Source organism: Phormidesmis priestleyi ULC007 (assembly GCF_003003695.1).
Lineage (GTDB): Bacteria > Cyanobacteriota > Cyanobacteriia > Leptolyngbyales > Leptolyngbyaceae > Phormidesmis_A > Phormidesmis_A priestleyi_A.
Genome location: NZ_PVWG01000022.1, coordinates 39,816 through 65,419, shown reverse-complemented (window position 1 = coordinate 65,419; position 25,604 = coordinate 39,816). Strand labels below are relative to the sequence as shown.

The window sequence follows — 25,604 nt, the reverse complement described above, 5'->3', positions numbered from 1 at the left end:
AATGCCGATCCGAGACTGGAAACGGGCATTAAATCGCTTTGCTATCGAGTTTGAAGGGAGGTTTCCCATGTAGTTATTTATCGCTTGACACAAACTACTTTACAAACCCAGTTGGCGTAGGAGAACAGACCTTTATCGACAACGGCAGCGCCCAGCGATTAGAGTTCATCGCATTGAATGCGACTTAAAACAAGAGTCCGAACAGTTTTTTGGGCGTTGCAGAATGACGGGATGAAATGGCTGTAGGGGTAGCGCCCCCGTGCCTACTCCTGCCGAAGGGCAACCACGGGGGATTGCCCCTACCCAAATTATTTGTCTATTCAACAATGCCCTATCGCGATCGCAACAGTTGCACAAAGGTATCGCTAACCGTGTGATCTTTAGTATCTGCGGCGTATTGAATCAGCCGTTCGCGCAAGTCTTTGGCATCGTTAAGAGGAAGCAAGGTGGCAAGGAGGAAATAGACTCCCCGAAAGCGCGGATCGCCCATGTGATCGAGGAGGCGGTTTTGTGCTTCGGCACTGTCACCGAGGAAGGTTTGCACGATGAAGAATTCCATGATTTTGTCGTGGCGAAAGTACCATTCGTGCTGCGCTTCGCCTTTGGCATCTTTCCATTGGCGACTGACGACCATTTTATATTTTTCGTCTTCCATGCTGACCAGTTCTTGATAAAACTCGTCGGCGGGGATGGCTTTTTCGTCGTTGAGGCGGAGTTGGTAGACGGCTTCGGAGAATTTTTTGAGGGGAAAGTCTTGGTTCCAGCACTGCTGATAGTCTGCCGCCATCAGGTTATATTGCTGCTCTTGCAGTCGCAGCAGATTAGGTTGTTTGCCCAATGCGATCATTTGGGCAACGACGGTGAGATCCATTGGGTTAGAAAGGGTGCGCTGAATAGCGGCGAGTTCTTCGGGCGGTTGTTGATTGTCTAACACTTCATCGAGATAAGTGCGGCAAGCGTGAGTATATTTGTCGGTGCTTAGGAGATCGCCCCCTAAATCTCCCAAAATTGAGGGACTTTGAGTGTGGGATCTCTCAGAGCTTGAGGACTTTTTGTTGTCGGAACTGGGAGCAACAATCGCTCCTCTCGACAGCAAGAATTCTTGAATCTGATCGCTGCGGAGCGGTTGCAGTTGATAGATTTTGGCGGTGGAAGGCGGCAGCCACTCTAGCGGTTGAGTGGTCATGATGATGTTGCCTTTGAAGTAGCTTTCGACAAATTGGGTGATTTTGGCGCGGGTGTCGGCGGTGACTTCGTTGAGTCCGTCGATGCAGAGGTCGCACAGGTTCCCTGCACCGGAGGTGTTCGCGCCACTGTAGATTAGATTTTTGAGGAATTCGGCATCTTGTGCCTGTCCGTGGAGTTTGGTTTGGATGGCTTCGATCACGCCTTGCTCACATTTGCGGGCGGGCAAAAAGACGACGGTGCGCGGGGAGTGTTTGACGAGGTGACGCAAAAACATCGATTTGCCTAAGCCAGAGTCGCCTTCGAGGACGATTTGCCCTTTGATGGCGGGAATGACGGTGGTGATCGCAACCCCTTCTTTTGCATCCAAAGGTTTCACGTCTGATTGGGGAAAGTAGGCAGCGGGGTTGAAGCGATCGACTCCCGAATCTGCTAACAAGGAAAATTTGAAGGGTTCAAAGAGTTTGCGGCGTAGGAAGGGAACCCAGGTGAGCAGAAAGCCGACGTAGCCCATGCCCAGAATGCGCCGCACCCAGGGATTCCAGAAGAAGATTGCTTGAACTTGGGGAAATTTGGGATAGGCGAAGATTAGGGCAAGCCAAAACGACAGGTGAGCGGCAAGAGTATTTCTAGCGTTGTTGAACCCTTGCCAAACGGTGAGCCGATTCATCGCTTCTTTGACAGAATCGGCGTTGTTGGAGTTGGCAGCGCTGAGGTTTTGATAGTGTTTTGCCAGCAGCGGAATGTCACCTGTCTCCCATTTGCCCATCTTGGCGATATCGGCGATTTGTTGAGTCAGGATGCGTCGAAAGTTGGGGAGGTCTTTGCTGGGTTCCCAGGCTTTGGCAAAGAGAGCCAGGGTTTTTACGCCCTCATCGTGATTGAGTTGAGTCGGAATGCTGCCGGGTTGCGGTTTGCCCATCCATTTGAGGAGCGTTTTGGCTTCATCGCTGCCGCTACTCAAGAAGTAGACCGAAAAACGCCACTGTTGTGCTGCTTCTAAGTTCTCATATTCAGCACTATCGAGAACAATCAGCGATTGATTAAAGTCAAGTTGGCTGATTTTTGCCAATGCCTCAGCCGCACTGCCCCGGACATAGGCATCTTGCGACTTATCTTTGAGGATATTGAGGATGTCAGGAATGAAGGGTTTGGCAGCGTCACCGAGATTGCCTAAGGCAGAAACTGCACTGCCCCGGACATCGGCAGCTTGCGACTTATCTTTGAGGATATTGAGGATGTCAGGAATGAAGGGTTTGGCAGCGTCACCGAGATTGCCTAAGGCAGAAGCTGCACTGCCCCGGACCTCGGCAGCTTGCGACTTATCTTTGAGGATATTGAGGATGTCAGGAATGAAGGGTTTGGCAGCGTCACCGAGATTGCCTAAGGCAGAAGCCGCACTGCCCCGGACATAGGCATCTTGCGACTTATCTTTGAGGATTTTGGCGATGTCAGGAATGAAAGGTTTGGCAGCGTCACCGAGATTGCCCAATGCATAAGCCGCTCTGCCCCGAACATCGGCAGGTTGCTTCTTATCTTTGATGAAATTGAGGATGTCAGGAATGAAAGGTTTGGCAGCGTCACCGAGATTGCCCAATGCCTCAGCCGCACCGCCCCGAACGTAGGCAGGTTGTGTCTTATCTTTGATGAAATTGAGGATGTCAGGAATGAAAGGTTTGGCAGCGTCACCGAGATTGCCCAATCCATAAGCCGCACTAACCCGAACATTGGCATCTTGCTTCTTATCTTTGATGAAATTGAGGATGTCAGGAATGAAAGGTTTGGCAGCGTCACCGAGATTGCCCAATCCATAAGCCGCACTGCCCCGAACATTGGCAGGTTGTGCCTTATCTTTGAGGATCTTGGCAATGTCAGGAATGAACGGTTTGGCAGCGTCACCGAGATTGCCTAATGCATCAGCCGCATTGCCCCGGACATCGGCATCTTGCGACTTATCTTTGAGGAGGCTTGCCGCTTTTTGTGCAATTGCTTCCGGTTTCTTCAAGACACTCTTTAAGTCTTTTGCCTCATACTCACTCAATTTGCTCAAAGCAAAGCCTTGAACTCTGGGAGAGCTATCTTCTAGGGCTGCCAAAATGCCGTTGATCTGCCAACCTTGCGGCTTTGCCTTTGGCTTTTCTTTTGCGCCGACCCAAGGCGAGGCAACCAACACCACAACGGTTAAACAAACCACAAACACCAAGCGATAAAAAGCAGTCTGTTTCGGCAAACCCTGAGAGTGAACCATAGGTCAAGTTGCAAATAAGGGGCAAACACGGCAATCCGATCGTCAACAAGCCCAGAGCATAATTTTACGGACACAAACAATGCCATCTAAACTATGACGTGTGCTTTTGCCAACGCCGCCTTTCTTAACTCATCTTCAACAATTTCCCCTCAAAGCTCGGAGCTTCAAGTTCAGAGGTCGGAGTTTCGAGGTCAAGGAGCGATCGTTCGAGTTCAAGCAACCTCGTTAAGCGGTAAACGGGTTCAAGATGCGGAGTTGATTCTCAATTAGCTGGTTGTGCTGCATATCCTCCGAATACAGAATGATGCAGTTGCTTAAGAGAGCAGTCGCAACGATCAGACTATCCCAGTAGGTGTAGCCGTAGCACTGGTTGATTCTGATAGCCTGCATGACTTTTGGTGCATCAATTTCAATAACAGCAAAGTCGCTGATTAGCTCAAAAATAATATTTGCGGCATCTGCTTGAGAAGTAAACTTCTTTCTGACTAAGACATTAAACAGTTCTCCCAAAACCTGAGTGCTGACCTGAAGTTGGCTGGATGGATCAGCTATCAAAGCTTCTATAGCCTGAGTTTTATCAATTGAATTTTTAGCATAAACGTAGACCCAAAGATTGGTATCCAGAAAGATTCTATCGGTCATAAAGTTCATCTCGATCGAACTTATAATCTGACGGTAGAGCAAATGAATACTGCTTTGCGTGCGCTAAAAATCGTCTCACTTTGGCAATGCGATCGGCTTCATCCTCCTCAGCCTCAAGGATCACAACTTTCAGCTTTTTTCCTTCCAAATTAGCGTCAAGTGCTTCGCTGAGGATAAGACTACCATTGCTGTAAGTGGCTTCCAAGATTTTTGTCATCGTTTTATCTCAGGAATGTGAGGTGCTACCAGTATAGGCGAAGGGTTAAACATCAGATTTAGCTGATTTCTTAACGGTAAATTTCGAGATCAGAGGTTAACGTTTTGAGGTCAGAGCGCGATCGTTGCAACTTTGTGGAGTTTAATGGAACTCTGTTTTACCGCACCAACGAATGGAAATATCGTATTCGCGGCATGACTCAAGACAACACCGAACTAGAAGTCGTTGCTAAACTTGGACTAAATGGCAACCTTGTCATCATCACCGTCTATCTTCTCTAAACCAACCCCTATGATTTGTGATGTTTGTGGACAGGCAGATGCCCGAATTATTTATATGCCCCGTACCTATGGCAAAGGAGACACGCTTCTCGTAATTGAAAACGTTCCTATAGTGAGTTGTCCGCATTGCGGCGAAAGCTACTTAACTGCGGAAACTCTGCATCAAATTGACCGGATCAAACGCAACCGGAAAACGCTCACGATCGCCCGTCCTGTAGAAGTTGCTGCCTTCGACTAAGCGACAATGCTTTAGCAATCTGTATTCACGAAGCGATCGCTCCATTCACACTTCCAGGCGCGATAATGAGAGCAAGTAGAGGACTTCGCGATGATTGCTACACCTCACCCTCAAAAGATGTCGATCGAGGAATACCTGGAATGGGAACCTCGCCAAGAAACGCGCTATGAATACGTTTACGGCGAAGTTCTTGCCATGACGGGCGGAACCATCCCTCACAATGATATTGCGATTAATCTCTTGACGCTCGTGCGATCGCAGGTTCGGGCTAGAGGTTGTCGGATCAACATGGCAGATGTCAAAGTTCAAGTTAATGCATCCGGTCTCTATTACTATCCAGATCTGATCGTGAGTTGCGATGCTCGTGACCTCAACGCTCGTAAATTTATTCAATACCCTAAGCTCATTGTCGAAGTTCTCTCACCTAGCACAGAATCTAAAGACCGAGGCGATAAGTTCACAGCCTATCGCAATATGCCGACGTTACAGGAATATGTGCTGGTAGACTCTGAAAAGGTCAGCGTCGAATGCTACCGTCGCGGTGAAGGTCGGATGTGGTTCTACACGCCCTATACGACAGGTGACATCCTCACCCTAGAAAGCATTGCCTGGGAAGGCGCGATCGCACTGCTGTATGAGGACGTACAGTTCTTTTCAGAATAAACTCAAAGTAGAGCAATCGGCATCAACAGAGTCACGAAGACCATAGTCAAGTAGTCCAATCAACAACCCGTTGTCCTAAGATTTGAATTAGCCCGATCGCACCTTGAATGATTGGAAACCCGACTAAGCAAATAAACGCGGCTTGACGAGTGCGAATGTCAAGCGCTTGACGAACCGCAACAATCACAGCCAGCAAACTCCAGACCGCCAGCACAAACTGAATGGGTCTTCCTAACAAAGGAATTAACGTCAAAAAATTTAACACTTGAGGCGCGTATGCAAAGCCGATCGGACTGAGCAAATCGCTATAACTGGGGTCGATCGGTTTGAGCCACTGTCCCACTTTCCAGATCGTAAATGTCCAAAAATAGTAGCCCACCACAATGCTCAAGCCATCAAACAAAAGCGCCACGAAAAGCACCTGAACTGGGGCGCGATTAATCAACAAAATCACCGCACTTCCAAGCGTGTGAGAGACGGCGGCAAGCAGCACGATCGTCAGCGCCAAGCGATGATTTTTGGGCGTGTTATGGGCGTTCTCATAGAAGTCGGCTTTTAACAGCAGGGCGTTGGTTAACGTCCTCCAAAACCCTGGTTGTGACGCTTGATGTCTCACGCTGGTTTATGATTACTTTGCAGCAATACTCTACTCTAGAAGAGGTATCTGACTGAGTGAAATGCTTAAGTTTGTTGAGCGAATTTTACGACGGATGCGAGGGGACACCTTAAAGTTGTTTATTCTGGCAGGAGTCTTGCTGCTGGTTTGGGGCACCATCGCCCCGATCGGAACGATGGTTTGGTGGCTCAGTCAAAGTGCCGGAAGTTTGGGTTTGAAAAAGCAGGAGCCGAAGCGACTGCAATCCAACAATCCGTCGGGTAAAAAATTGGCGAAATTGGCGATCGATTGCTACATTGTCTATCTGCCAGGAGTCGGCGATTTCTCATCTAACCAGCTATCGCCAGGAGAAGAATTTTTCTTAAATCGTTTAGAACAGCTTCACCCAAATTGTGTAACGGTTCGCGATGTTTTTCCTTACTCAGTCGCCAGCAAAGATTTAGGAGGAGAACGCCTGCTCGCTCCTCTGTGGCAAGCCGCTGAAAAAGCAGATGGCTGGTTTAAAAATGCGGATATCTTGATTAAGATTCGTAACCTCTGGCGATTTGCAATCTCGGCAGACGATCGCTACGGCACCGTTTATGGGCAGGGAATCGCTGAGGCAATCATTGAGCGCATGCACACCGTTCACCCAATTCCGCAGTCTCCGCGTCAGCCGATTCAGTTAATTTTGCTGGGCACGAGTGGCGGTGTGCAGGTGGCGCTGGGTGCAGTTCCCTATCTGCACGATCGCCTTCCGGCAAAGCTAACGGTGGTGTCAGCCGGAGGCGCATTTGACGGAGAAGCTGGCTTTAACAGCGCAGAGCAGGTTTATCACCTCGAAGGTCAGCGTGACTGGGTTGCAGACATTCCTCGCGTCGTGTTTTCTTCTCGGTGGGGTTGGACGATTGGCTCACCGTTTAATCAGTCCAAACAGCAGGGACGCTATCACTTTTTAGAGAGTGGCCCTCATACTCACGATGGTGATCAGGGCTATTTTGGTCAAGCGATCGTCAATGGCACGAAAACGACTTATGTGCAGTTAACGCTTCAACAGGTAAATCAGCTTCCAATCTGGTCAAAAAAATAACCAGACGAATCCACACGCGATGTGCAAAGAACCCCAACCCCAACCCCTCTCCCGCAGGAGCCACCGTGTATACACAAGTCCCTTAGATCCGTCATTGCCGAGATTTTCGCCCCCTTGTATGGTTTATGCCTTTACCTACTTAGTTTGGGGTTCCGTTCAGCTTGGTGTCTTGATTTACCTATTTGGGTTGCGAGGCACTTCTACCAAAATAGCGATCGAGACTGAAAAAAATTAAAGTTTTTCGGACGATCGTACAAAACTTCATCTACTCTCAAGAAAGGAGCTTTGTGAATTCCCCTTGCTTGAGTGTGCGATGCAAACCACGTCAGAAACAGCCATCAACACGATTCCAGACACGATCACCCTCGATGTGAGCGGCATGAAGTGCGCGGGCTGCGTCAAAACGGTCGAGAATGCCCTCGCTCAACAGCCTGGTGTGATGTCTGCTACGGTCAATCTCGTGACAGAGTTGGCAACGGTTGAATGTGAATCGATCGTTGATCCCGCACTCTTAGCCGAAAAATTGACCGAAGCCGGATTTCCGAGTCAGCCTCGCTATTCTGAAGGCAGTTTAGAAAGCGCAGGCTTAATTGATCTGGCAGAACGGCGACGATTAGATGCCCAACAGCAAACTCGTCGTTTAACGATCGCGATCTTGCTTCTAGTGATTTCAACGATCGGGCACCTCAATCAACTCACAGGCATTACTATTCCAGGACTCAGCAACATCTGGCTGCACTGTGGATTAGCCGCGATCGCTCTGGCAGGGCCGGGACGATCAATGATTATCGACGGCTGGCAAGGCTTACGCCGTAACGCTCCCAACATGGACACGCTCGTAGGTTTGGGCACTGTCACCGCCTTTACTGCCAGTTTGATTGCGCTCCTATTTCCCCAACTCGGCTGGGAGTGCTTCTTTGATGAGCCTGTGATGCTGGTCGGCTTTATTCTCCTCGGTCGCACGCTAGAGCAACGGGCAAGAAGTCGGGCTGCCTCTTCTCTGCAAGCGCTTTTAGCCCTTCAACCTCAAACAGCGCGATTGATTGGCAAAACCGAGCCAAATAGAACCGTTCCAGATCACCTAAACGCTCAATCTTTTACTGAAATCTCGGTCGATCGTATCCGCGTCGGTGAATGGCTGCAAGTCCTTCCGAGCGAGAAGATTCCCGTCGATGGAGAAGTCGTTGCCGGACAGACCACGATCGACGAATCGATGTTGACAGGTGAACCCGTTCCGGTGCAAAAGCAACCCGGCGATCGCGTTTCAGCCGGAACGCTTAATCAGTCTGGCGCGATAGCCATTCGAGCCAATCGCATCGGCAAAGATACTACTCTGGCTCGCATTATCAATCTGGTCGAAGATGCCCAAGCGCGTAAAGCTCCCATTCAGAAGTTAGCGGACACAATCGCGGGTTACTTTACCTACGGCGTGATGACGATCGCCACCCTCACCTTTCTGTTTTGGTATTTCATCGGCACTCACGTTTGGTCAAACGTTTTGATGGCAGGTCAAGCGTTGGGCAGCGAACACGCGATGCACCATCTTGATCCTTCAGCCTTGACCCTTCACCCATCACCTTTATTACTCAGTCTCAAACTCGCGATCGCCGTTCTCGTCATCGCCTGCCCTTGTGCGCTCGGACTTGCAACTCCCACCGCGATTTTAGTCGGGTCGGGCATCGGTGCCGAGCGCGGATTGTTGATTAGAGGAGGCGATGTGCTAGAGCGAGTTCACGCACTGGATACGATCGTCTTTGACAAAACAGGCACTCTCACCACTGGGCAACCGATCGTCACAAATTGCATCTCTTTCAGAGCCTCTGATCACAAAGAATTCAATATGTTGCAACTGGCTGCAACCGTCGAAAGTGGCACCCGTCACCCGCTTGCAGAGGCGATCATCCGTGCCGCCAATCAGCAAGAAATCTCACTGCTCTCAGCTCAAGATTTCTACACAGAGCCAGGTTTGGGAGTTTCTGCAACGGTTTTGCTTAACTCAGAACCTCAGTCAGTTTGGCTCGGAACGCTGACTTGGATGGAGAAACATGGAGTCACGGTAGAGGATGCGCCTCAAAGTCAGGCGCAGACGCTTGCAGAAGCCGGAAAAACAGTGGTGTATGTGGCAGTTTCTAAAACCCTGATAGGTCTAATTGCTGTCACTGACAGGGTGAGATTGGATGCCAAAGAAACCGTGAATGCGCTCCAGAAAATGGGCTTGCGGGTGATGCTGCTGACGGGCGATCGTCACGAGGCAGCCCAAACCGTTGCCAAAACGCTAAACATTCCCCTAGAAAACGTGTTGTCCGAGGTTCGCCCAGAGCAAAAAGCGGCAGTGATTCGCGCTTTGCAAACCGATCAAGGAACCACCCAGAACTCCCTCGTCGCAATGGTTGGAGACGGCATCAACGACGCGCCCGCACTGGCTCAAGCCGATGTGGGAATTGCCCTCAAATCAGGAACCGATGTCGCAGTTGAAACAGCAGGCATTATCTTGATGCGCGATCGCCTCACAGATGTCGTCGAAGCCTTACACCTCAGCCGCGTTACCTTTCGCAAAATTCGTCAAAACTTATTTTGGGCATTTGCCTATAATTTGCTGGGCATTCCGATCGCGGCAGGCATCTTGCTGCCAAAATTTGGAATTTTGCTTAGTCCTGCCGCCGCAGGTGCTTTAATGGCTTTTAGCTCCGTTAGCGTGGTCACAAATTCTCTTCTCTTGCGCCGATCCTTTTCTGCGCCTCGTGCTTGAGAAATGGGCTGCACCTCGCTGCTTTCAAGTCTCAACTTTAATTCCTTCAAGGCTTATAAAGCGCTCTAGGGCTATGTTCTAATGAATTAGAGGTTTTCTCATCACTGGCAAAACCCGCCTAAACTAGTACTAGCACCGGGCCACTCTCAACCCTGTCGGGTCTTTTAGCTAGATAGGTTGCAAGTCCTCGTTTCTAGTCACTCGCCAACCCTCTGACTTTTCATGCCCTCAGAACCGCACCAAAATCATCTCTTAATCATCGAAGACGATAAGGGACGACGAGAATTTGTCCTTGACGCACCGGTTTACTCGATCGGAAGAGATCCAAAATGTGATATTCGCTTGGTGTCTCAGTTTGTGTCTCGTCGCCATGCCACTCTGATCCAGCTACCCAACGAAGATGGCACTTATTATTATCGAATTGTGGATGGCAATCTCAAGGGCAAACCCAGCGCCAACGGCTTGCTGATCAACGGGCGAAAGCTGCAAACCCACGACCTCAAAAATGAGGATGAAGTAGTTTTTGGCCCTCAAGTGCGGGCGATTTATTATCTGTTGAGGCGTGACGCTGTTTTGACGGTGCCGCCCGATGAGTTTGATATCACGCTAATTAGCCCCAATATGGTGGGCGACCCAGAAGACTAAGGATCGTGAATTAATAACTCCGACAACTTTGTAGGTCAGGCATCTTGCCTAACTTAAACAGCCGCGACGGCTGTCCTACATTAACGTGAATTCGATGAAGCTTTTCGCTGCGGTTGCAAATCCGGGCTGCCCCCTAAATCCCCCAAAATTGGGGGACTTTGAATCTACATTCTGGGCTTGAAGTCCCCCAGAATTGGGGGATTTAGGGGGCTGGAGCCGCTCAAAACGAAGCAAAAAAACTCGTCGAACTGTCGTTACATTATTTAATCCAGAATCCTAAAGCAGGCTCCAGTCAAATCACACACTCCGTAAATCCGCCTAGCACGATATACTATCACTTGACCCGACCCATTTTGATCAGCCAAAGGTTTCATCTTTTAAACTGCGATGCCTTCCGATCCTTACCAAGACCATTTTTTGATTATCAAAGATGACACCGGAGAGCGGAAAGAGCCTCTCAATGAGTCTCGCTATTCGGTGGGCAGAGATGCCGAGTGTGATATTCGGCTAATCTCTCAGTTTGTCTCTCGCTATCACGCGACGATCGAGCAGCAAGTTAACCCAGACGGCACTTGCTCTTATCACATTAAAGACGGCGACCAAAATGGCAAGCCCAGCGCGAATGGGCTGTTGATTGATGGGCGACGGCTGCGATCGCACGATTTAAGCGATCGCGACGAGGTGATTTTTGGCCCTCAAGTAAAAATCACCTATCACTTACTCAGACGCGATGCCTATGCAACGGTGCCGCCTGATGAGTTTGACATTACATTAATTAACCCTGGCACCGCAGAGCTAGACAGTTTAGACGAATAGCTAAGTTTAGACCTGCGATCGGGCATCAACCTCCAACCGCTTCGATCAATTGCCAGTGCTGGTTGTCAGTCACGGCTTGACTGACCTGGGTAAATATTTGACGGCAGTGATTGTCTACCTGAAGCGGAAGTTCTTCGTTTTTAATCACAAAGTTCATCCGCACTTCTTTATCAGTGGCAGTCGTCTTATCAATCAGCACCTCTACGGTCACGAGTTTCGGGAAGGACACTCGCCCCGGCGTTTCTCGCGCCATGATGTAATCACCAGTGTCGTAGATGATATCTAGACTGCAAGACTTAAGCGTCTCATTCAGCACCCGCTGGAAGTTGTTGAAAGCGATTCCGACGGTGAATAGACAAGTGTAACGAGCCATAGCCAACCCCAAGCGTGCGACGAACGAACCTTTCTATGATACGTTCCCAGAATGCGTTAAAGCGATACTCTGGGTTAGTGTGATCACAAGGTTCAGTTTAGTCTGAAGTGTTTTCATACGGAAGTCCTCAAGACCTTTATAGCGAATTCTTCTAAAGTTGACTTATTTCGTAACGGTTTAAAAGACGACGATGACTCGCGGGTTGTGTCCACTGACAAATATTTGCTCATGAGCGGAAAGTTTATTGTGTTTGAAGGGGTTGAGGGCTGCGGCAAAACAACTCAGCTTCAACGATCGCGCCAATGGCTGCTTAAAAGTGGCTGGTTGCCCACGCTGCAATCAAAACGATTTTTAAAGCAACTGATTGCGACTCGTGAGCCGGGTGGCACTGATCTGGGGGTTGGGGTGCGGCAATTGCTTCTAGATCCCGCTAAAGAACTGATTCACGATCGGGCAGAATTATTGCTCTACGCGGCTGATCGTGCCCAACACGTCGAGAGTTTTTTGCGCCCTCATCTCGCAGAAGGCGCAATGATTTTATGCGATCGCTACACCGATTCGACGATCGCTTATCAGGGATATGGGCGAGGACTCGATTTTGCCCTCATTGATCAACTCAATCAAATGGCAACTAATGGGCTAGAAAGCGATTTAACGCTGTGGCTCGATTTAGATGTCGAACGAGGATTAGCGCGCACCCAAAAACGGGGAGCCAGCGATCGCATTGAGCAAGCAACTTTAGAATTTCATCAGCGTGTGCAGCAAGGATTTGCTCATTTGGCGGAAAAGAATCCTGATCGGATTGTCAGAATTGATGCCGATCGCAGCGAACTGGAGGTTGCTGAACAGATCGAAGCCACGCTCAGTCAGCATTTGACTCGCTGGTATGGAGGAAATTTTCAATAACCAAAAATTATGACATCTTTTAATTCGTTAATCGGACAGTCGCAAGCGGTAGAACTTTTGACTCAAGCGATCGCTCAAAATCGCGTCGCGCCTGCTTATTTATTTGCGGGTTCTCCTGGTGTGGGCAAACGGCTGGCGGCTGAGTCGTTTGTTGAGTGGCTGGTTTCTGACTCGCGCCATCGGGTGGCACAGCGCAATCATCCTGATGTGCTTTGGGTTGAGCCAACTTATTTACATCAAGGCAAGCGGCTTTCACCCGTCGAAGCCGAAGCAGCAGGCGTGAAGAAAAAAACTCCACCTCAAGTTCGTCTCGAACAGGTGCGGGAGATTTCGCGGTTTTTGAGCCGTCCACCTTTGGAGGCAGATCGCTCGATCGTGATCATCGACCAAGCCGAAACGATGGCAGAACCCGCCGCGAATGCACTTTTGAAAACCTTAGAAGAACCGGGACGGGCCACGCTGATTTTGTTAGCGCCCAGCGCTGATTCGCTGCTGCCGACTCTGGTATCTCGCTGTCAAAAAATTCCGTTTTATCGGTTGAATTCAGACGCGATCGCTCAGGTTTTGAAAACTGCTGGATTTAGCGAGATTTTGGCTCATCCCCAGGTTTTGGCGTTGGCGCAGGGCAGTCCGGGAGAAGCGATCGCCCATTGGCAAAAGTTTCAGACGGTTCCGCCTGAGTTGCTGCAAGCGGTGACAAACTTGCCAAAGTCACTGCGAGAAACCCTTGCGATCGCTCGTCAAATCGCCAAAACGCTAGACAGCGAAGCCCAACTTTGGCTCGTTGATTATCTGCAACAGACTTATTGGCACCAGGCTAAACTAAGCGGACAGTCTGCTCTGCCTGTGCAACTGCTCGAAAAAGCGAGAGACTATTTGCTTGCTTATGTGCAATCGCAGTTGGTCTGGGAAGTGACGCTGACGGGAATGATGCACTTTTAGTTAGACCGAGGTTGAGTCTAGTTTGCCCAGCAAAAATGCTAAGGAACGAGAATTAAATAAATCCTAATTTTAGAGACATCAACGCTCAGGTTCAGCGCTTTTTGCTGCGTTGCTTGTCCGCCCAGAAATTAGTTTCCGGGCGAGTGAGGCAATGAACAAAGCTTGTCAAAAGTCACAGGTTATTTAATCCAGAATTCTAAGGTTTTAAGTGATCAAGTCCGATCGCATCTTGCAACGAGTGGAGTTCGTGCTCGTCTAATTTCTGCAACAATCCTTCTAAGACTCGGCGCACCATGCCAGGGCCTTCATAAAACCAACCTGTGTAAACCTGAATCAAACTTGCCCCCGCCGTGATCTTTTCCCACGCGTCTTCTGCGGTGAAAATTCCACCGACACCGACGATCGGAAGCCTGCCCTGAGTTTGTTGATAAATAAATCGAATCACCTCAGTAGAACGCTGCCGCAACGGTGCCCCACTAATGCCGCCCGCCTCCTCAGCGACAGAATTTCCGGTGGCTTGAATCGTCTCAGTCTTTAGTCCATCTCGACGAATGGTGGTGTTGGTAGCAATAATGCCCGCTAAATTATATTGCTGTGCCAAACTGAGCACGTCAGCGATCGCTTCCCACTCTAGATCGGGGGCAATCTTGATCAATAAAGGCTTTTGCGCCTGATTTTCCGCCTGCAAAGCTGACAAAATGGGTTCGAGTTGGTCGGTAGACTGGAGCGATCGTAACCCCGGTGTGTTAGGCGAACTCACATTCACCACAAAATAATCTCCCCACTTTTTCAGCAATTTGAAGCTTTCTAAATAATCGACTGCGGCTGCTTCAAGCGGCGTAACTTTAGATTTGCCAAGATTCACCCCTAACGGAATTTTTGCATCGTGCAATCCCTGAAGTCGCTGGGCTAAAGCGGCGGCTCCTTGATTATTAAAGCCCATGCGATTGAGCGCCGCTCGATCGACAGGCAGCCGAAACAGCCGCGGACGAGGATTGCCCGGTTGAGCATGAAACGTCACCGTGCCAAGCTCTGCAAACCCAAACCCAAAGCCCGACCAGAGATTTGCTGCGATGCCATCTTTGTCGAACCCAGCCGCCAACCCGATCGGGTTAGAAAAATCCTGTCCCCACAGCGTTTGCTTCAGTCGATCGTCTCTCAGACAATAAGACTGGTTTAGCCGAGACAACACCCACTGTTTGGCAATTAGAGGTGCCCTGACATCAAGCCAGTTGAGCGATCGTAAAGTTTGTTGGTGAAGCCACTCAGGGTCAGCTTTCAAACCAGAAAAGAGAATTGGGCGAATGATTGTTGGATAGATATCTGTCAATGCAAAAGTCTAACGACTACTCTATTTATTGTGACGGGTTAGGGAGTTTTGAGCCGTCATCCCTCTAAGATTTGTTGGCTACTAGTAAACACAAACCTTTGACGATCGTGAAAAAAGGCTATTCTGAGGGCACTCTTAGGGTCTGCACTGTGGTAGTCTAGCTGATCAATTTTTAGGGGCATCCACGGTCGATTTCTTGCTTAAATTCGCTTATTGTTTGTATCCCCGCCGTGCATATCATGGGTCAGTCGAAAGAGCCAAATGCCTGTGAACAGCAACTCGTTAACTTGGGTCGTGTGCTGCAAGTTTTGCGTGAGGGAACCGACATTGACGGCTTGGTCGAGGCTGCACTGACTTATCTTAAAAGCAGCTTTGACTACGAGTTAGTTTGGGTTGGGTTTTACGATCGTATCGATCATCGACTGTTTGGCAAAGGCGGCAAACTGCTCGAAGGTGAATCTGCCTTTCTAAAACAACGGTTTTCGCTCTCTTCGGGCGATTTGCTAGAGCAAGTGGTGATTCAGCAGCGCCCGGTGACGATCGCCGATTTGCGACAAGAAGTGCGCGCAGGTGAATGGCGCAAACTCGCTCGAAAGTATGCCATTCAGGGCACGATGATGTTTCCGATTTGCTATAAAGATCGCTGCTTTGGCGTGGCAATCTTAGGGTCGCGGCTGTGGGGAAACTTTCCGGGAACCGATGAAAAAGCCCAAATGTCAATCGTTTTAGGAAGTCTAGCAGCAGTCTTAGAAACGGTTGAAACCGAATGGCAGCGACAACAGATCAAGCGTCCAGAAAAGCCGTTGCTCAGTTTGCTGGGTCAGTTGCGATCGCTGCCTAATCTCGGTCAACGTTTGGAAGCGATCGTTGAAGAAAGCCACCGATTCATCGCGCCATCGCGTACTAGCGTTTACTGGTTTGAGCGGCAACAGCGCTATTTTTGGCGACGAGTCACCAACGCTAAACCCTCCTCTAGAGCATTAGCAGAAAACCAACCGCCTTCGGGGATCACGGTGCAAGAGATGAGCAGCTTTTATCAAGCGCTAGCCTCTGATCAGGTGGTGTCGATCGGCGAGGCGCTGAGTTCGTTTAAAGCAGAGACGACGAGCCGACTGATGCAGCATATTAATGCTCGATCGCTGATGGCGGCTCCCATTCTCTATCAAAACCAGTTGATGGGGTTTCTAGCCGCAGAAGGCAACGAAGCCAGAATTTGGCAAGAAGAAGAGAAAAACTACCTGCGGGCGGCTGCCCAACTGATTGCCCTGGTTGCCCCCCTCGAAGACATGGAAGCCACGGTTGAGCAAACCAAGCTCGATCAAGTGTTAACGGCCGAAATTGCTCATGCAATTTACAGTGCCAACGATTGGAAGGTGACGCTCAAAAACACCGCCGCGCTCTTGGGCAAACGTCTTAAGACCGATCGCTTTGTGGTTTTGGCATACGACCCAGAGGTCGATCACTTTGAAGTTTGCTATCAAAGCCATCCCCACAATCGCCGTCCGCTATCTAGTCCGCTCAAACGGCTCGCCCCACTCGATTGGCAGATGCTAGAACGCAATCTGGCAACCATTCCGATCGAGACCTTAGACGAAGATCTGCGATTAGAAGCCTGGCGCGATCTGCTGCTAGAGTTGGGCGTGCGATCGCTGATGGTTTGCAACACTGCCGCAGGGCAGTCGCTCGAAGGAGTGGTCTTGGTCTGTCACGAGGCTCCTCGCGCTTGGAGTCACCCAGAGTGTGAGCTGACTCAGGTGGTTGCCCAGCAGATCGGCTTGATTTTGCGCCAATGGCAGCTACAAAAGCAAAATGACCAGCAGCAAAAGATTTACCAAACCATTCAATGGGGGTTAACGACGATTCAACAAACCCAGCAGTTGGAATTGCTAGAGCGATCGGCGCTGGAATATATCACGCAGATTCTCCAAGCTCCGATGGCGGCTTTGATTTCGTGGTTTCCCGGTCGTCGCACAGGGCGCTTAGTGCAACTTAGCAACGTCGAAAAGCACTTTAGCTTTCATCCCGTCCTCAAAGTTTCGATTTATACCGATACGCTAGTCAATCGAGCTTTACAGCACGAAGGCTTATTACCCTTGTCGATCGACGATATCCCCGCCGAGACGCGACACTGGCTCAACGCTCCTGGCATCGGTCAGCTTTTGGTAATGGCGCTAAGAACGGCTTCAGAGCACGAGCCGACTGCTATTTTGATCATTGCGGATCATCTCGATCGCCGCTGGGTCGATCGCCATTTCAACGCTTTAGGAACGTTGGTCAGGCAGCTTGCCTGGTCACGTCGATATCTGATGCTGTCAGACAGTCTCAAAGTTCAGCGAGAACGGCTAGAGCGTCTTAGCTGGTATAAGCAGCGCCGCCTCGAAGATCTCTATCGATCGGTGAAAACCGGAGTCAAACGATTAGGAGAGGTTCCGACTCCGCCCAAAGATCCGCTTGTGGCGACTCGCCAGCAGCAAATTTTGCGTCAGTTGAGTGATGCGATCAGCCCGATGCAGCAAGTCATCCGCGATGAACAGTGGCAGTTGCAGGCTAGGACAGAAACCGTTCCGCTAGTCAGCTTACTGAGACGGGCCCTCGATCGCGTCGATACCCTGATCAAACAGCGTCAGATCTGGTCACAAGTCCACAACGAAAATAACCCGATGATCACGGGCGATATTGTCAAAATTGAGCTAGTGCTATATGAGCTGCTGCTGACTGCCTGTCACCGATCGCAACCCGGAGGGCGCATTGATCTCTGGTGTCGCCAACTTGACCCCAGTTGGATTGAGCTATCGATTACCGATGACGGCACGATCGAGCCGCGTCTGCTCGAAGACTTAGAGGCAGGGAGGGCGCTTGATCTACTGGCTCCTTCAGCGTTAGATAAACCGCCAGGGTTGCATCTCGCCATCTGTCAATCTTTGATGAGGCAGATGGGTGCAGAATTTAATCTCTATCGGTTAGAAGACGGCCGGATTATGAGTCGGCTGGTCTTGCCGATGGTAAGCGGACAGTTTCTCAAATAAAGTCTCCACAATCGAAGACTCCAGATACAATAAGGGGCGTTCTGGGTCGCGTTTATTCTAAAACTATATTTGGGATTGCGTGACCGATCGGAGCGGGTGTAAAACTACGTGAATTCGACGACTTCGTTACCAGTCCATCGCGCCCCCTAAATCCCCCATTCTGGGGGACTTCAAGCCAAAACAAAGTCCCCCAGAATGGGGGATTTAGGGGGCAGAAGCCGCTCTTGACGAAGCGAAAAAACTCGTCGAACTGACGTTAAAACCAGGTTTTGCCAAACCTGGGTGTGAGTGTGTTGCTATCGGAGTGCTGCTAAAGTCTATGTCTGCCGCGCTAAAACCTTCGGTTCCTTCTAAGCGCAATCGATCGCGATTGCCGTCTGCAAATTCTGCTAGCGCCCAACGTCAGCCCGTGCCGCTGCGATCGGTCAACTCGACGGCAGTGAGAAGACTGCCTTCACCCGATGCTCCACCTCGCTGGCTGCGATCGCTGATCAGAGTGCAGCAAGCCTCGCTGATTGCCACATTCACCTTGGCAGGAGCGGTGCTGCTCGTCTATGGCTGGACGGTTTATGCCCAACAGCTTTGGGGAAAGGAATATCAAAAATTAGAGCAGTTGCGGCGCAGTGAGCGACAGATGACGACCAACGGCGAGATCTTGAAAAATAAGATTGCCGATCAAGCAGGTCGTCCGGGTACGACTTTGGTGCCCCAAACGCCTGATAGCTTGATTTTTCTCAAGCCTGCCCCGGCTCGAAATCCTCCTCCTGCCGCGAGTCCGGCTCCGCAAGCGTCTCCGATCGCCCCACTCGGCTATTAATAATAATGGGCAGCCCCTCCCACCCGTCTCGCTCTAAACGTCGTCGCTTGGCGGCTGTCGTCAAGTCGCTGCGGCAAATGCCCATTCCGCAGGCTAAATCTACCTATCGCCGTCTGTTAATCGTTTGGGCGATTTTGGTGGGAGGAGCGTTTTTACTGATGCTTAATCTGGTGAGATTGCAAGTCGTGCAAGCGCCCGATTTGCTCAAACAGGCACGATCGCAACAGACCTCTTATCTGCGTCCGTTTATTCCGCGTCGCCCGATCGTCGATCACAATGGCAATATGCTGGCGATCGACCATCCGGTCTACACGCTTTATGCTCACCCCAACGCTTTTAAGCTGCCAAAGCCAACCGTTGCCGAAAAGTTAGCCCCGATTCTCGGTCGCTCGGTCGCTGACCTGACTCGCAAGTTTGACTCGGCGGAGAGTGGCATTCGCTTGGAATATTCGCTGGCAGAAAACGCCGCTGAGCGCATTCGCGATCTGCAACTCGACGGTTTGGATTTAAATCAACAGCAGCAACGACTTTATCCTCAGCAAAACCTAACGGCAGATGTGGTCGGATATGTGGATGTCGATCAAGTGGGGCAAGCGGGCGTGGAATATAGCCATAAAAACCTGCTGGAACGATCGGTTAAAGCGGTGCGTCTCAGTCGAACTGGGATGGGCACCGTCATGCCTGATCAGGTTCCGGGCGGCTTTTTACACCTTGATGATTTGCATTTGCAGTTGACGATCGATAGTCGAGTTCAGCGATCGGCTCAGTCTGCGCTTCAGCAACAGGTCAAAAAATTCGCGGCAAAACGGGGCGTTGTCTTGGTAATGGATGTTCAAGACGGCTCTCTGCGGGCATTAGTCGGCGATCCTTCTTATGACCCTAATGAATATTACAAGGCGAAAGTTGAGCGGTTTAAAAACTGGGCGTTGACTGATTTGTATGAGCCGGGTTCAACTTTTAAGCCGCTGAATGTGGCGATCGCGTTAGAGGCAGGCGCGATTAAGCCCGATCAAGTGTTTAACGATGAAGGCGAAATTTATATCGACAGTTGGCCGATTCAAAACTTTGATTATTCTTACGCTGGCGCTAGAGGCCCAGTCAGCGTTTCAGAGATTTTGCAGAAGTCTAGCAACGTGGGCATGGTGCATATCGTGCAGCAGATGAAGCCCGATGTTTATTACCGTTGGCTGCAACGCATTGGGCTAGGGCAAAACACAGGCTCTGATCTGCCGTTTGAGATCGGAGGTCAGCTAAAAGATCACAATTCGTTTGTGCAGTCTCCGGTTGATGTTGCCACCAGCGCCTTTGGGCAAGGCTTTTCGCTGACGGCGATTCAGCTTTTGCAAATGCACGGAATTCTTGCTAGTGGCGGTAAGTTATTGATTCCTCATGTGGTTCAGGGGCTTTATGACAGCAACGGACAACCTTATTGGCAACCTTACCAATCGTCGCCTAAACAAATTTTCTCGCCTAACACGGCTCAGACGGTTTTAGGGATGATGGAATTGGTCGTTTCTAAGGGAACGGGGAAAGGCGCTCAAATTCCGGGCTACCGCATTGGTGGAAAAACTGGAACGGCGCAAAAAGCAAGTTCGGGCGGTGGCTATCAAGCAACTGCCAAGATTACGAGCTTTGTGGGAATTTTTCCGATCGAGTCCCCTCGCTATGTAGTGGTGGCTGTGATTGACGAACCGAAAGGTGAAGATGCTTTTGGCTCGACGGTGGCGGCTCCGATCGTCAAATCGGTGATTGAAACATTGATTACGATCGACAAAATTCCTCCCAGCCAACCCGTCACGATGCCGACTCCGACTCCCAGCCCCTAGAAGCGTAAGATTTCTTGATCGAACCCTTCTGCGATCGGCTCTGTCTCCCAAACTAATCCTTCTCCTGCTTCAAGGGCAACCTCGATCGCGATCACTTCGACAGCGGTTTGGGCGATCGCTTCGTTGCCTTCAAACGGCTGCAAATCTTCGGTCAATAGCCGTAATTTAAAGCCACCTGGCACCAAGCCACCCGGAGCCGTATTGCCAAGCTCAAATCGCCAGATATTTTCGGGGTGCGGAATGACTCGCAGCTCGTAGATTTGACCCGCGATCGCTAATCGCCGCGACAAAGCTGGGGTGGGTGTTGACGTTTCTGACCCGCGTGCGCCTGCAAGAGCGGGTTGAAGCTCGATTTGCTCCCAGCCAATCTGTTGAGCCAGGGCAGAAACACCCGTCCGCAGCCATTGCAACACAGAGGTTTGGGCAGGAAAACCCTGACGACGTTGAGATAGCTGTTGCCGCCAGCCGCCGTGTTCTAAGAGTGCGCCCCAGAGTTGAAAGGGAACGGCTAACCGAGGCACGATCGCAGGATTTGCAAGCCGATCGAGCAAATTATTTGCCTGTTCTAGAGATAACGCAGGTAACGGAGCAACTTCGGCGCGAGTCGGTTCTGATAACTCTAATTCACGCGAGAGCCATAGGATATTGAGATCTGAAATCAAATCATCTTCGCTGAGGGAATAGGTACGATCGTCGGCATCAAAATGTCCTCGTGTCTTGAGCGTGTGATGAGTGGTGTAGCCCCAAACCTTGACCCAGCCTTCATCGGGTTCGACCTGAACTGCCAGATAATAGTCGGCTGCCCAACTCGGCAAATCGACCCACTCTTGAGGAATGCGAAGCTCGTCATGGTCGATCGCTTCGGTTGGTATCACGACCAATCGCAGCCCGTTGAGGGTGAATGCTGTTCCGTTCACCAGTGACCAAATGCTGGAAAGTGCTGCCGCGTTTGTCCAGATTTTTGTTTGGGGTGATTCTTGACGCAGCCAGGGCAGCAGAGCGTTGACAGAAAGTTGATTGAGATAGGCGTTCCAGCGATCGTGTGGAATCACAAAGGGCTGAGTTTGCCGCCAAATCTGCTGCTGGTCAGCTTCAGGAAGGTTGAGTAAAAGGTCAGACATAATTTAAGACGACTCCGAGCGCGAGAAATTTTTGATTTAAGGTGAGTTCGACCGAAGTGGTTCACTCCGATTATGAATTCGGGAAGCCCCCTAAATCCCCCAAAATGGGGGACTTTGAACCGGAAACTTTGGCTTGAAGTCCCCCATTTTGGGGGATTTAGGGGGCAGAAGCCGCTGAGAGCGAAGCGAAAAAACTCGTCGAACTCACGTTGATTTAAGTAGCTATACTGATGAACTCGGTTTGTAGTGTTGTTGAAGCCACTCTTCCATCACCAGACTCATAGATTGAAGTAGGGCTGAAGTCAGAGAGATATGCAGCGTTTCTTGACTCCAGAGCGCTAGTTTTTTAAGAAGCTGTTCTCTGGCTTTGGTGAGACGGCGAGAAACGGTGTATTGCTTGATATCTAGCCGTTCTGCCATCTGTTGTTGAGTGCAATTTTCTCGATAATAAAGGTGCAAGATTGCCTGAAGTTCGGGGTCAAGCTGCCCGATCGCCGCTTCTAAAATCTGATTTAGCTGCGATCGCTGATCCTGTCGAGTCTGATCCTCTTCATCAGCAATCAGATCAGCCAGCAGCGATTCTCTAGAACTTTCGGGCACATCGTCTAGCAGTTCGCCAGTGTCTTGACCTGCTTTAGGTGTGTTGATCGAGACAAGGTTGGGATTTAAGTACGATCGTGCTGCTTGAGCGCAGACATTCAGCCATTTTTCGAGGGTTTCAGGTTGGGCTGCGGGGGCAGAAGGCACTTGACGACGATCGGCGTTGTAGCGTTGCTCGATCACTGCCCAAGTTGCCTCATCGGGGCGAGGAAGTTTGCGCGTTGCAGTTTCTTGGGTGGGAACGTAGAGCGATTTAAAGCAATTCCAGGCGAGGATGTAGGTTGCGATCGTTTCCGCAGACAGTCCAGCATTTTGCAAAGACTCGATTAAGCGTTTTTGGCTGACTTTTCGGAGCAATGCCCAGTTTGTGCAGATATCAACTTCTTGGCGTTGACGCAGCGTATCTCGAATCGTGCTGGCAAAAATAGCGCTGGCATAATTTTGGAGACTGAATCCCTGCTGTGGATTGAATCCGCTTAAGATTTTTTGAACTTTGGAGATCGCCACCTGAAAGCAGTCGGGCAGCGTGTATTGCGTCAACGCAAAATTCGTCATCGTCTTCTGGGCTGACCAATAGCAGGTTTCTTGCAAATAGGCGATTAAGTGAGCAAAAGAGTTTGGGTCGTTTCCCTCGTCTTCTTGCCAGACTTTGTACCAATAAAGCGCCCAAAAATTGCCAGAGGTTTCAGAGTTATCGGACTGCTGTAAACATTGCTGCATACTGCGTCGGAGTCGAGCATCGATCGCCCAAACTGACACGCGATCGCCCTCAAATTGGAGGAACGTTGAGAAGATTTCTAAAAGGCTTTGACGAGAACGCATGGGATAAAGGTTGAAATTTTTTAAACAAGTGCATAAAGCGTCAGGGGTTGCCCTAGCAGTCAGTATTAACCCAAAGAAGGCGTTTCTATGAAATCTACATCGAAATCTACACCGACAAAATTTATTCTTTTAGCCGGGTCGATCGCCTCAATGCTGGTTTCGACCTCTGTTAGGGCACAAGACTTTGGCTTACCTCCAATACTTCTTCAACAAAGTGAATCATTTCGCAATTCGGACAGTCAAATTGTGATTCGCATTCGCAATTTTGCCGATCGAGATGCCGCCTGTGGAAGTGGGTTTAATGGCTCACGGTTGGGAATCTCGGATGGCTTTGATTTTCCGCATCCTGGGGGGCAGAGTGGGTACGAGTTTCCGCGATCGAGCCGTAACAATTTCGACTTTCCGCGTCCGGGTGGCTCATCGCTGAACTCTTTTCAGTTGCCCAACGGCTCGAAAAATCCTGACATTGTTGGCTGCATCGATACCCAACGGAATATTGTGTTTATTAACATTATTCGCCCTCAAGCTAAAGAGCAAAGTCAACCTACGCAGACCACTCCACCCGTCCGAGAGCAACCGCCTAGCCCATTAATTCCTCAGACACGATCGACTCCTCCGATCGATCAAACTCCGGTTTATAACCAAAATAATCCGGCAGGGTTCTATCCTGTGATTAGATAACTGCACAGCTTTTGAATCTGTTATGCAAATCACACAATTTCTCCACGCGGCGATTCTCGTTTCTGATTTAGAAAAAGCCGAACACTTCTACGGCACAATTTTAGGACTGGTAAAGCTTGATCGTGTCCTCAAATTTCCCGGAGCCTGGTATGAAGCGAATGGCGTTCAAATTCACTTAATCACCGATCTATCTGCCCGATCGGAGTTGCAAAACGTCGAGAAATGGGGACGCAATCGTCATCTAGCATTTTTGGTTGCGGATGTGAACGCGGCTAAAGATCAGCTTCTCAAATATGGATGTGAGTTTCAGATGAGTGCATCGGGACGATCGGCGCTTTTTGTACAAGATCCTGATGGCACCGTAATCGAGTTAGGATCGTGAGATCAAACGAACCAGAGAATGCAGCAATCAAACGACCAGATACATGAAAATTATTGCTTATCTCTACAGCGATCCGTTGCTAGAACCAACGCCCGATCGCGCTTTATGGGGATGGGAAGTTGATCAAGTTTATCAAGATATTGCCACCGAGAAAGCAACCCGTCCGCAGTTACAGCAACTCTTGATGGATTGTCAAACAGAACCCGCCGATTATTTGCTAGTGCGGCGATTGGAAGAGTTGGGCGACTCAGTGCCAGAAGTCAGCGATCGCCTCGCAGCGCTAGAGACGATCGGCGTTCGTTTAGTCACGATCGAGCAGGCTTCGTCTTCAGAGGGTGCGATCGTCGCTGATTCTGATTTGCGGGCTGACTTACTCAACTTGCTACAAGTAGTGCAGACTAATCAACGCAGTCGGCGCATTCGTCAAGGGCATGCCCGCAATCGGGTCAAAGCAATGCCACCACCCGGCAAAGCTCCCTACGGTTATCGACGCAGCAAAAACCGCTATGTGGTCGATCGGGCAACTGCCCCCGTGGTGAAAGAATTCTTTGAGCAATTTCTGCTATATGGCTCTTTGCGAGGTGCAGTGCGGCATCTAGAGAAAAAATATGGCAAGAAGATTTCGGTTTCTACGGGGCAGCGCTGGCTCACTAATTCTGTTTATCGAGGCGATTTAGAATATCAAACCGGGGATGTGATCGCCGATGCTCATGCCGGGATTCTCTCTCGTGACGAAGCGGCTCAAATCGATCGCTTACTGCGGCGAAATCGTCGTCTGCCGTCTCGAACGGCTAGTGCCCCGCGATCGCTAGCGGGATTGGTGATCTGTGAAACCTGTCAGTCGCCGATGACCGTAACTCGTGTGGCATCTCGATCGACCCGCAAAGACACCAAAGAATATTTGTATTTGCGTCCCACTCGCTGCCCCAACAAACCCGCGTGTAAAGCGATCGCCTATGAGCAAATTTTGCAGACCACGATCGGGCGCATTTGTGATGATTTGCCTCGTGCCGTTGCAGAAGTCAATATGCCCGACATCAACCTGGTTAAGCAGGGAATTGGGAGCGCGATCGCTGCCAAGCAAACGATTTTGGCCCAGCTTCCTGGCTTGACTGAAAGTGGCATTCTCGACTCTGAAAGCGCAGAACTTCGCGCCTATAATCTCCGCACCGAGATTGCTCAACTACAAGGCAAACTCGCCCAATTGCCGCCTGTTAATTTAACGGCGATCGCTCAGGCGGTGTCCATTCCTCAATTTTGGCTCGATTTGTCTGAACCCGAACGCCGCTTTTACTTCCGCGAATTTATTCGGCAAATCGAACTCATTCGCGACAACACGAACTGGACACTCAAACTCGTCTTTATTTTCTAAAAATTGTGTTGAGATCTGTAGCAGATCAGCCACTGTC

23 protein-coding genes are annotated in these 25,604 nt (G+C 50.1%); 15 read left to right on the top strand and 8 right to left on the bottom strand.

The window, feature by feature from the left end:
- Positions 1-331 precede the first annotated feature (331 nt).
- From C7B65_RS17275 to C7B65_RS17265, 3 genes are all read right to left on the bottom strand, one after another.
- Entirely contained in the window at positions 332-3,433 is a 3,102-nt protein-coding gene (locus tag C7B65_RS17275; RefSeq protein WP_106254077.1) for a HEAT repeat domain-containing protein, read from the bottom strand.
- Positions 3,434-3,658: 225 nt separating this feature from the next.
- Positions 3,659-4,075, bottom strand: coding sequence for a PIN domain-containing protein (locus C7B65_RS17270; protein ID WP_073070363.1), 417 nt, complete (start codon positions 4,073-4,075; stop codon positions 3,659-3,661).
- Complete coding sequence (locus C7B65_RS17265) at positions 4,065-4,292, bottom strand: antitoxin AF2212-like protein (protein ID WP_073070364.1); 228 nt, start codon at positions 4,290-4,292, stop codon at positions 4,065-4,067. Before C7B65_RS17265 ends, C7B65_RS17270 begins: the two co-directional genes overlap by 11 nt.
- A gap of 134 nt (positions 4,293-4,426) precedes the next feature.
- Here C7B65_RS17265 and C7B65_RS27890 point away from each other — a divergent pair, with 134 nt between their 5' ends.
- The 3 genes from C7B65_RS27890 (at position 4,427) to C7B65_RS17255 (ending at position 5,474) form a co-directional block, all read left to right on the top strand.
- Positions 4,427-4,573, top strand: a complete 147-nt coding sequence (locus C7B65_RS27890; RefSeq protein ID WP_181314422.1) for a hypothetical protein — start codon at positions 4,427-4,429, stop codon at positions 4,571-4,573.
- 10 nt (positions 4,574-4,583) lie between these two features.
- Positions 4,584-4,811, top strand: a complete 228-nt coding sequence (locus C7B65_RS17260) for a type II toxin-antitoxin system MqsA family antitoxin (RefSeq protein ID WP_073070365.1) — start codon at positions 4,584-4,586, stop codon at positions 4,809-4,811.
- 90 nt (positions 4,812-4,901) lie between these two features.
- Complete coding sequence (locus C7B65_RS17255; protein WP_073070366.1) at positions 4,902-5,474, top strand: Uma2 family endonuclease; 573 nt, start codon at positions 4,902-4,904, stop codon at positions 5,472-5,474.
- 46 nt (positions 5,475-5,520) lie between these two features.
- On the opposite strand, the gene C7B65_RS17250 is transcribed toward C7B65_RS17255, so the two are convergent.
- Positions 5,521-6,090, bottom strand: a complete 570-nt coding sequence (locus C7B65_RS17250) for a YIP1 family protein (RefSeq protein WP_073070367.1) — start codon at positions 6,088-6,090, stop codon at positions 5,521-5,523.
- A gap of 61 nt (positions 6,091-6,151) precedes the next feature.
- Between C7B65_RS17250 and C7B65_RS17245 the strand changes: the two genes are divergently transcribed.
- The 4 genes from C7B65_RS17245 (at position 6,152) to C7B65_RS17230 (ending at position 11,369) form a co-directional block, all read left to right on the top strand.
- Entirely contained in the window at positions 6,152-7,159 is a 1,008-nt protein-coding gene (locus tag C7B65_RS17245) for a hypothetical protein (RefSeq protein ID WP_073070368.1), read from the top strand.
- A 313-nt stretch (positions 7,160-7,472) separates the two neighbouring features.
- Positions 7,473-9,908 (top strand): heavy metal translocating P-type ATPase, encoded by a 2,436-nt coding sequence (locus C7B65_RS17240; RefSeq protein WP_073070369.1) that lies wholly within the window; start codon positions 7,473-7,475, stop codon positions 9,906-9,908.
- A gap of 222 nt (positions 9,909-10,130) precedes the next feature.
- On the top strand, positions 10,131-10,553 hold the full coding sequence (locus tag C7B65_RS17235) for an FHA domain-containing protein (RefSeq protein WP_073070370.1): 423 nt from the start codon (positions 10,131-10,133) through the stop codon (positions 10,551-10,553).
- A 387-nt stretch (positions 10,554-10,940) separates the two neighbouring features.
- The gene (locus C7B65_RS17230) at positions 10,941-11,369 is read left to right on the top strand and encodes an FHA domain-containing protein (protein WP_073070371.1); all 429 of its coding nucleotides are present in this window, start codon (positions 10,941-10,943) and stop codon (positions 11,367-11,369) included.
- Between the two features lie 25 nt (positions 11,370-11,394).
- Here C7B65_RS17230 and C7B65_RS17225 read toward each other — a convergent pair whose 3' ends face one another.
- Positions 11,395-11,742: a hypothetical protein gene (locus C7B65_RS17225; protein WP_073070372.1), complete on the bottom strand. Its 348-nt coding sequence runs from the start codon at positions 11,740-11,742 to the stop codon at positions 11,395-11,397.
- A 204-nt stretch (positions 11,743-11,946) separates the two neighbouring features.
- Here C7B65_RS17225 and tmk point away from each other — a divergent pair, with 204 nt between their 5' ends.
- Both tmk and C7B65_RS17215 read left to right on the top strand, forming a co-directional pair.
- Positions 11,947-12,648: a dTMP kinase gene (gene tmk, locus C7B65_RS17220; protein ID WP_342353008.1), complete on the top strand. Its 702-nt coding sequence runs from the start codon at positions 11,947-11,949 to the stop codon at positions 12,646-12,648.
- 9 nt (positions 12,649-12,657) lie between these two features.
- Positions 12,658-13,590 (top strand): DNA polymerase III subunit delta', encoded by a 933-nt coding sequence (locus C7B65_RS17215; RefSeq protein ID WP_073070373.1) that lies wholly within the window; start codon positions 12,658-12,660, stop codon positions 13,588-13,590.
- A 196-nt stretch (positions 13,591-13,786) separates the two neighbouring features.
- Here C7B65_RS17215 and C7B65_RS17210 read toward each other — a convergent pair whose 3' ends face one another.
- Positions 13,787-14,920 carry a quinone-dependent dihydroorotate dehydrogenase gene (locus tag C7B65_RS17210; RefSeq protein ID WP_073070374.1) on the bottom strand — a complete coding sequence of 378 codons (1,134 nt, stop codon included), beginning with the start codon at positions 14,918-14,920 and terminating at the stop codon, positions 13,787-13,789.
- A 239-nt stretch (positions 14,921-15,159) separates the two neighbouring features.
- Here C7B65_RS17210 and C7B65_RS17205 point away from each other — a divergent pair, with 239 nt between their 5' ends.
- The 3 genes from C7B65_RS17205 (at position 15,160) to C7B65_RS17195 (ending at position 20,589) form a co-directional block, all read left to right on the top strand.
- Positions 15,160-17,946, top strand: a complete 2,787-nt coding sequence (locus C7B65_RS17205) for a sensor histidine kinase (protein ID WP_073070375.1) — start codon at positions 15,160-15,162, stop codon at positions 17,944-17,946.
- Between the two features lie 319 nt (positions 17,947-18,265).
- Positions 18,266-18,763 (top strand): hypothetical protein, encoded by a 498-nt coding sequence (locus C7B65_RS17200; protein WP_073070376.1) that lies wholly within the window; start codon positions 18,266-18,268, stop codon positions 18,761-18,763.
- Positions 18,764-18,768: 5 nt separating this feature from the next.
- Positions 18,769-20,589: a peptidoglycan D,D-transpeptidase FtsI family protein gene (locus tag C7B65_RS17195; protein WP_083582770.1), complete on the top strand. Its 1,821-nt coding sequence runs from the start codon at positions 18,769-18,771 to the stop codon at positions 20,587-20,589.
- Here C7B65_RS17195 and C7B65_RS17190 read toward each other — a convergent pair.
- Positions 20,586-21,710, bottom strand: a complete 1,125-nt coding sequence (locus C7B65_RS17190) for a DUF1822 family protein (protein WP_073070377.1) — start codon at positions 21,708-21,710, stop codon at positions 20,586-20,588. The genes C7B65_RS17195 and C7B65_RS17190 overlap by 4 nt on opposite strands.
- A gap of 222 nt (positions 21,711-21,932) precedes the next feature.
- Positions 21,933-23,132: a sigma-70 family RNA polymerase sigma factor gene (locus tag C7B65_RS17185; RefSeq protein ID WP_073070378.1), complete on the bottom strand. Its 1,200-nt coding sequence runs from the start codon at positions 23,130-23,132 to the stop codon at positions 21,933-21,935.
- An 87-nt stretch (positions 23,133-23,219) separates the two neighbouring features.
- Between C7B65_RS17185 and C7B65_RS17180 the strand changes: the two genes are divergently transcribed.
- The 3 genes from C7B65_RS17180 to C7B65_RS17170 are packed head-to-tail and all read left to right on the top strand — an operon-like array spanning position 23,220 to position 25,567.
- Positions 23,220-23,813, top strand: coding sequence for a hypothetical protein (locus C7B65_RS17180; protein WP_106254076.1), 594 nt, complete (start codon positions 23,220-23,222; stop codon positions 23,811-23,813).
- Between the two features lie 22 nt (positions 23,814-23,835).
- Positions 23,836-24,195: a VOC family protein gene (locus C7B65_RS17175; RefSeq protein ID WP_073070380.1), complete on the top strand. Its 360-nt coding sequence runs from the start codon at positions 23,836-23,838 to the stop codon at positions 24,193-24,195.
- Positions 24,196-24,238: 43 nt separating this feature from the next.
- Positions 24,239-25,567, top strand: coding sequence for a recombinase family protein (locus C7B65_RS17170; protein ID WP_073070381.1), 1,329 nt, complete (start codon positions 24,239-24,241; stop codon positions 25,565-25,567).
- Positions 25,568-25,604: the final 37 nt, after the last annotated feature.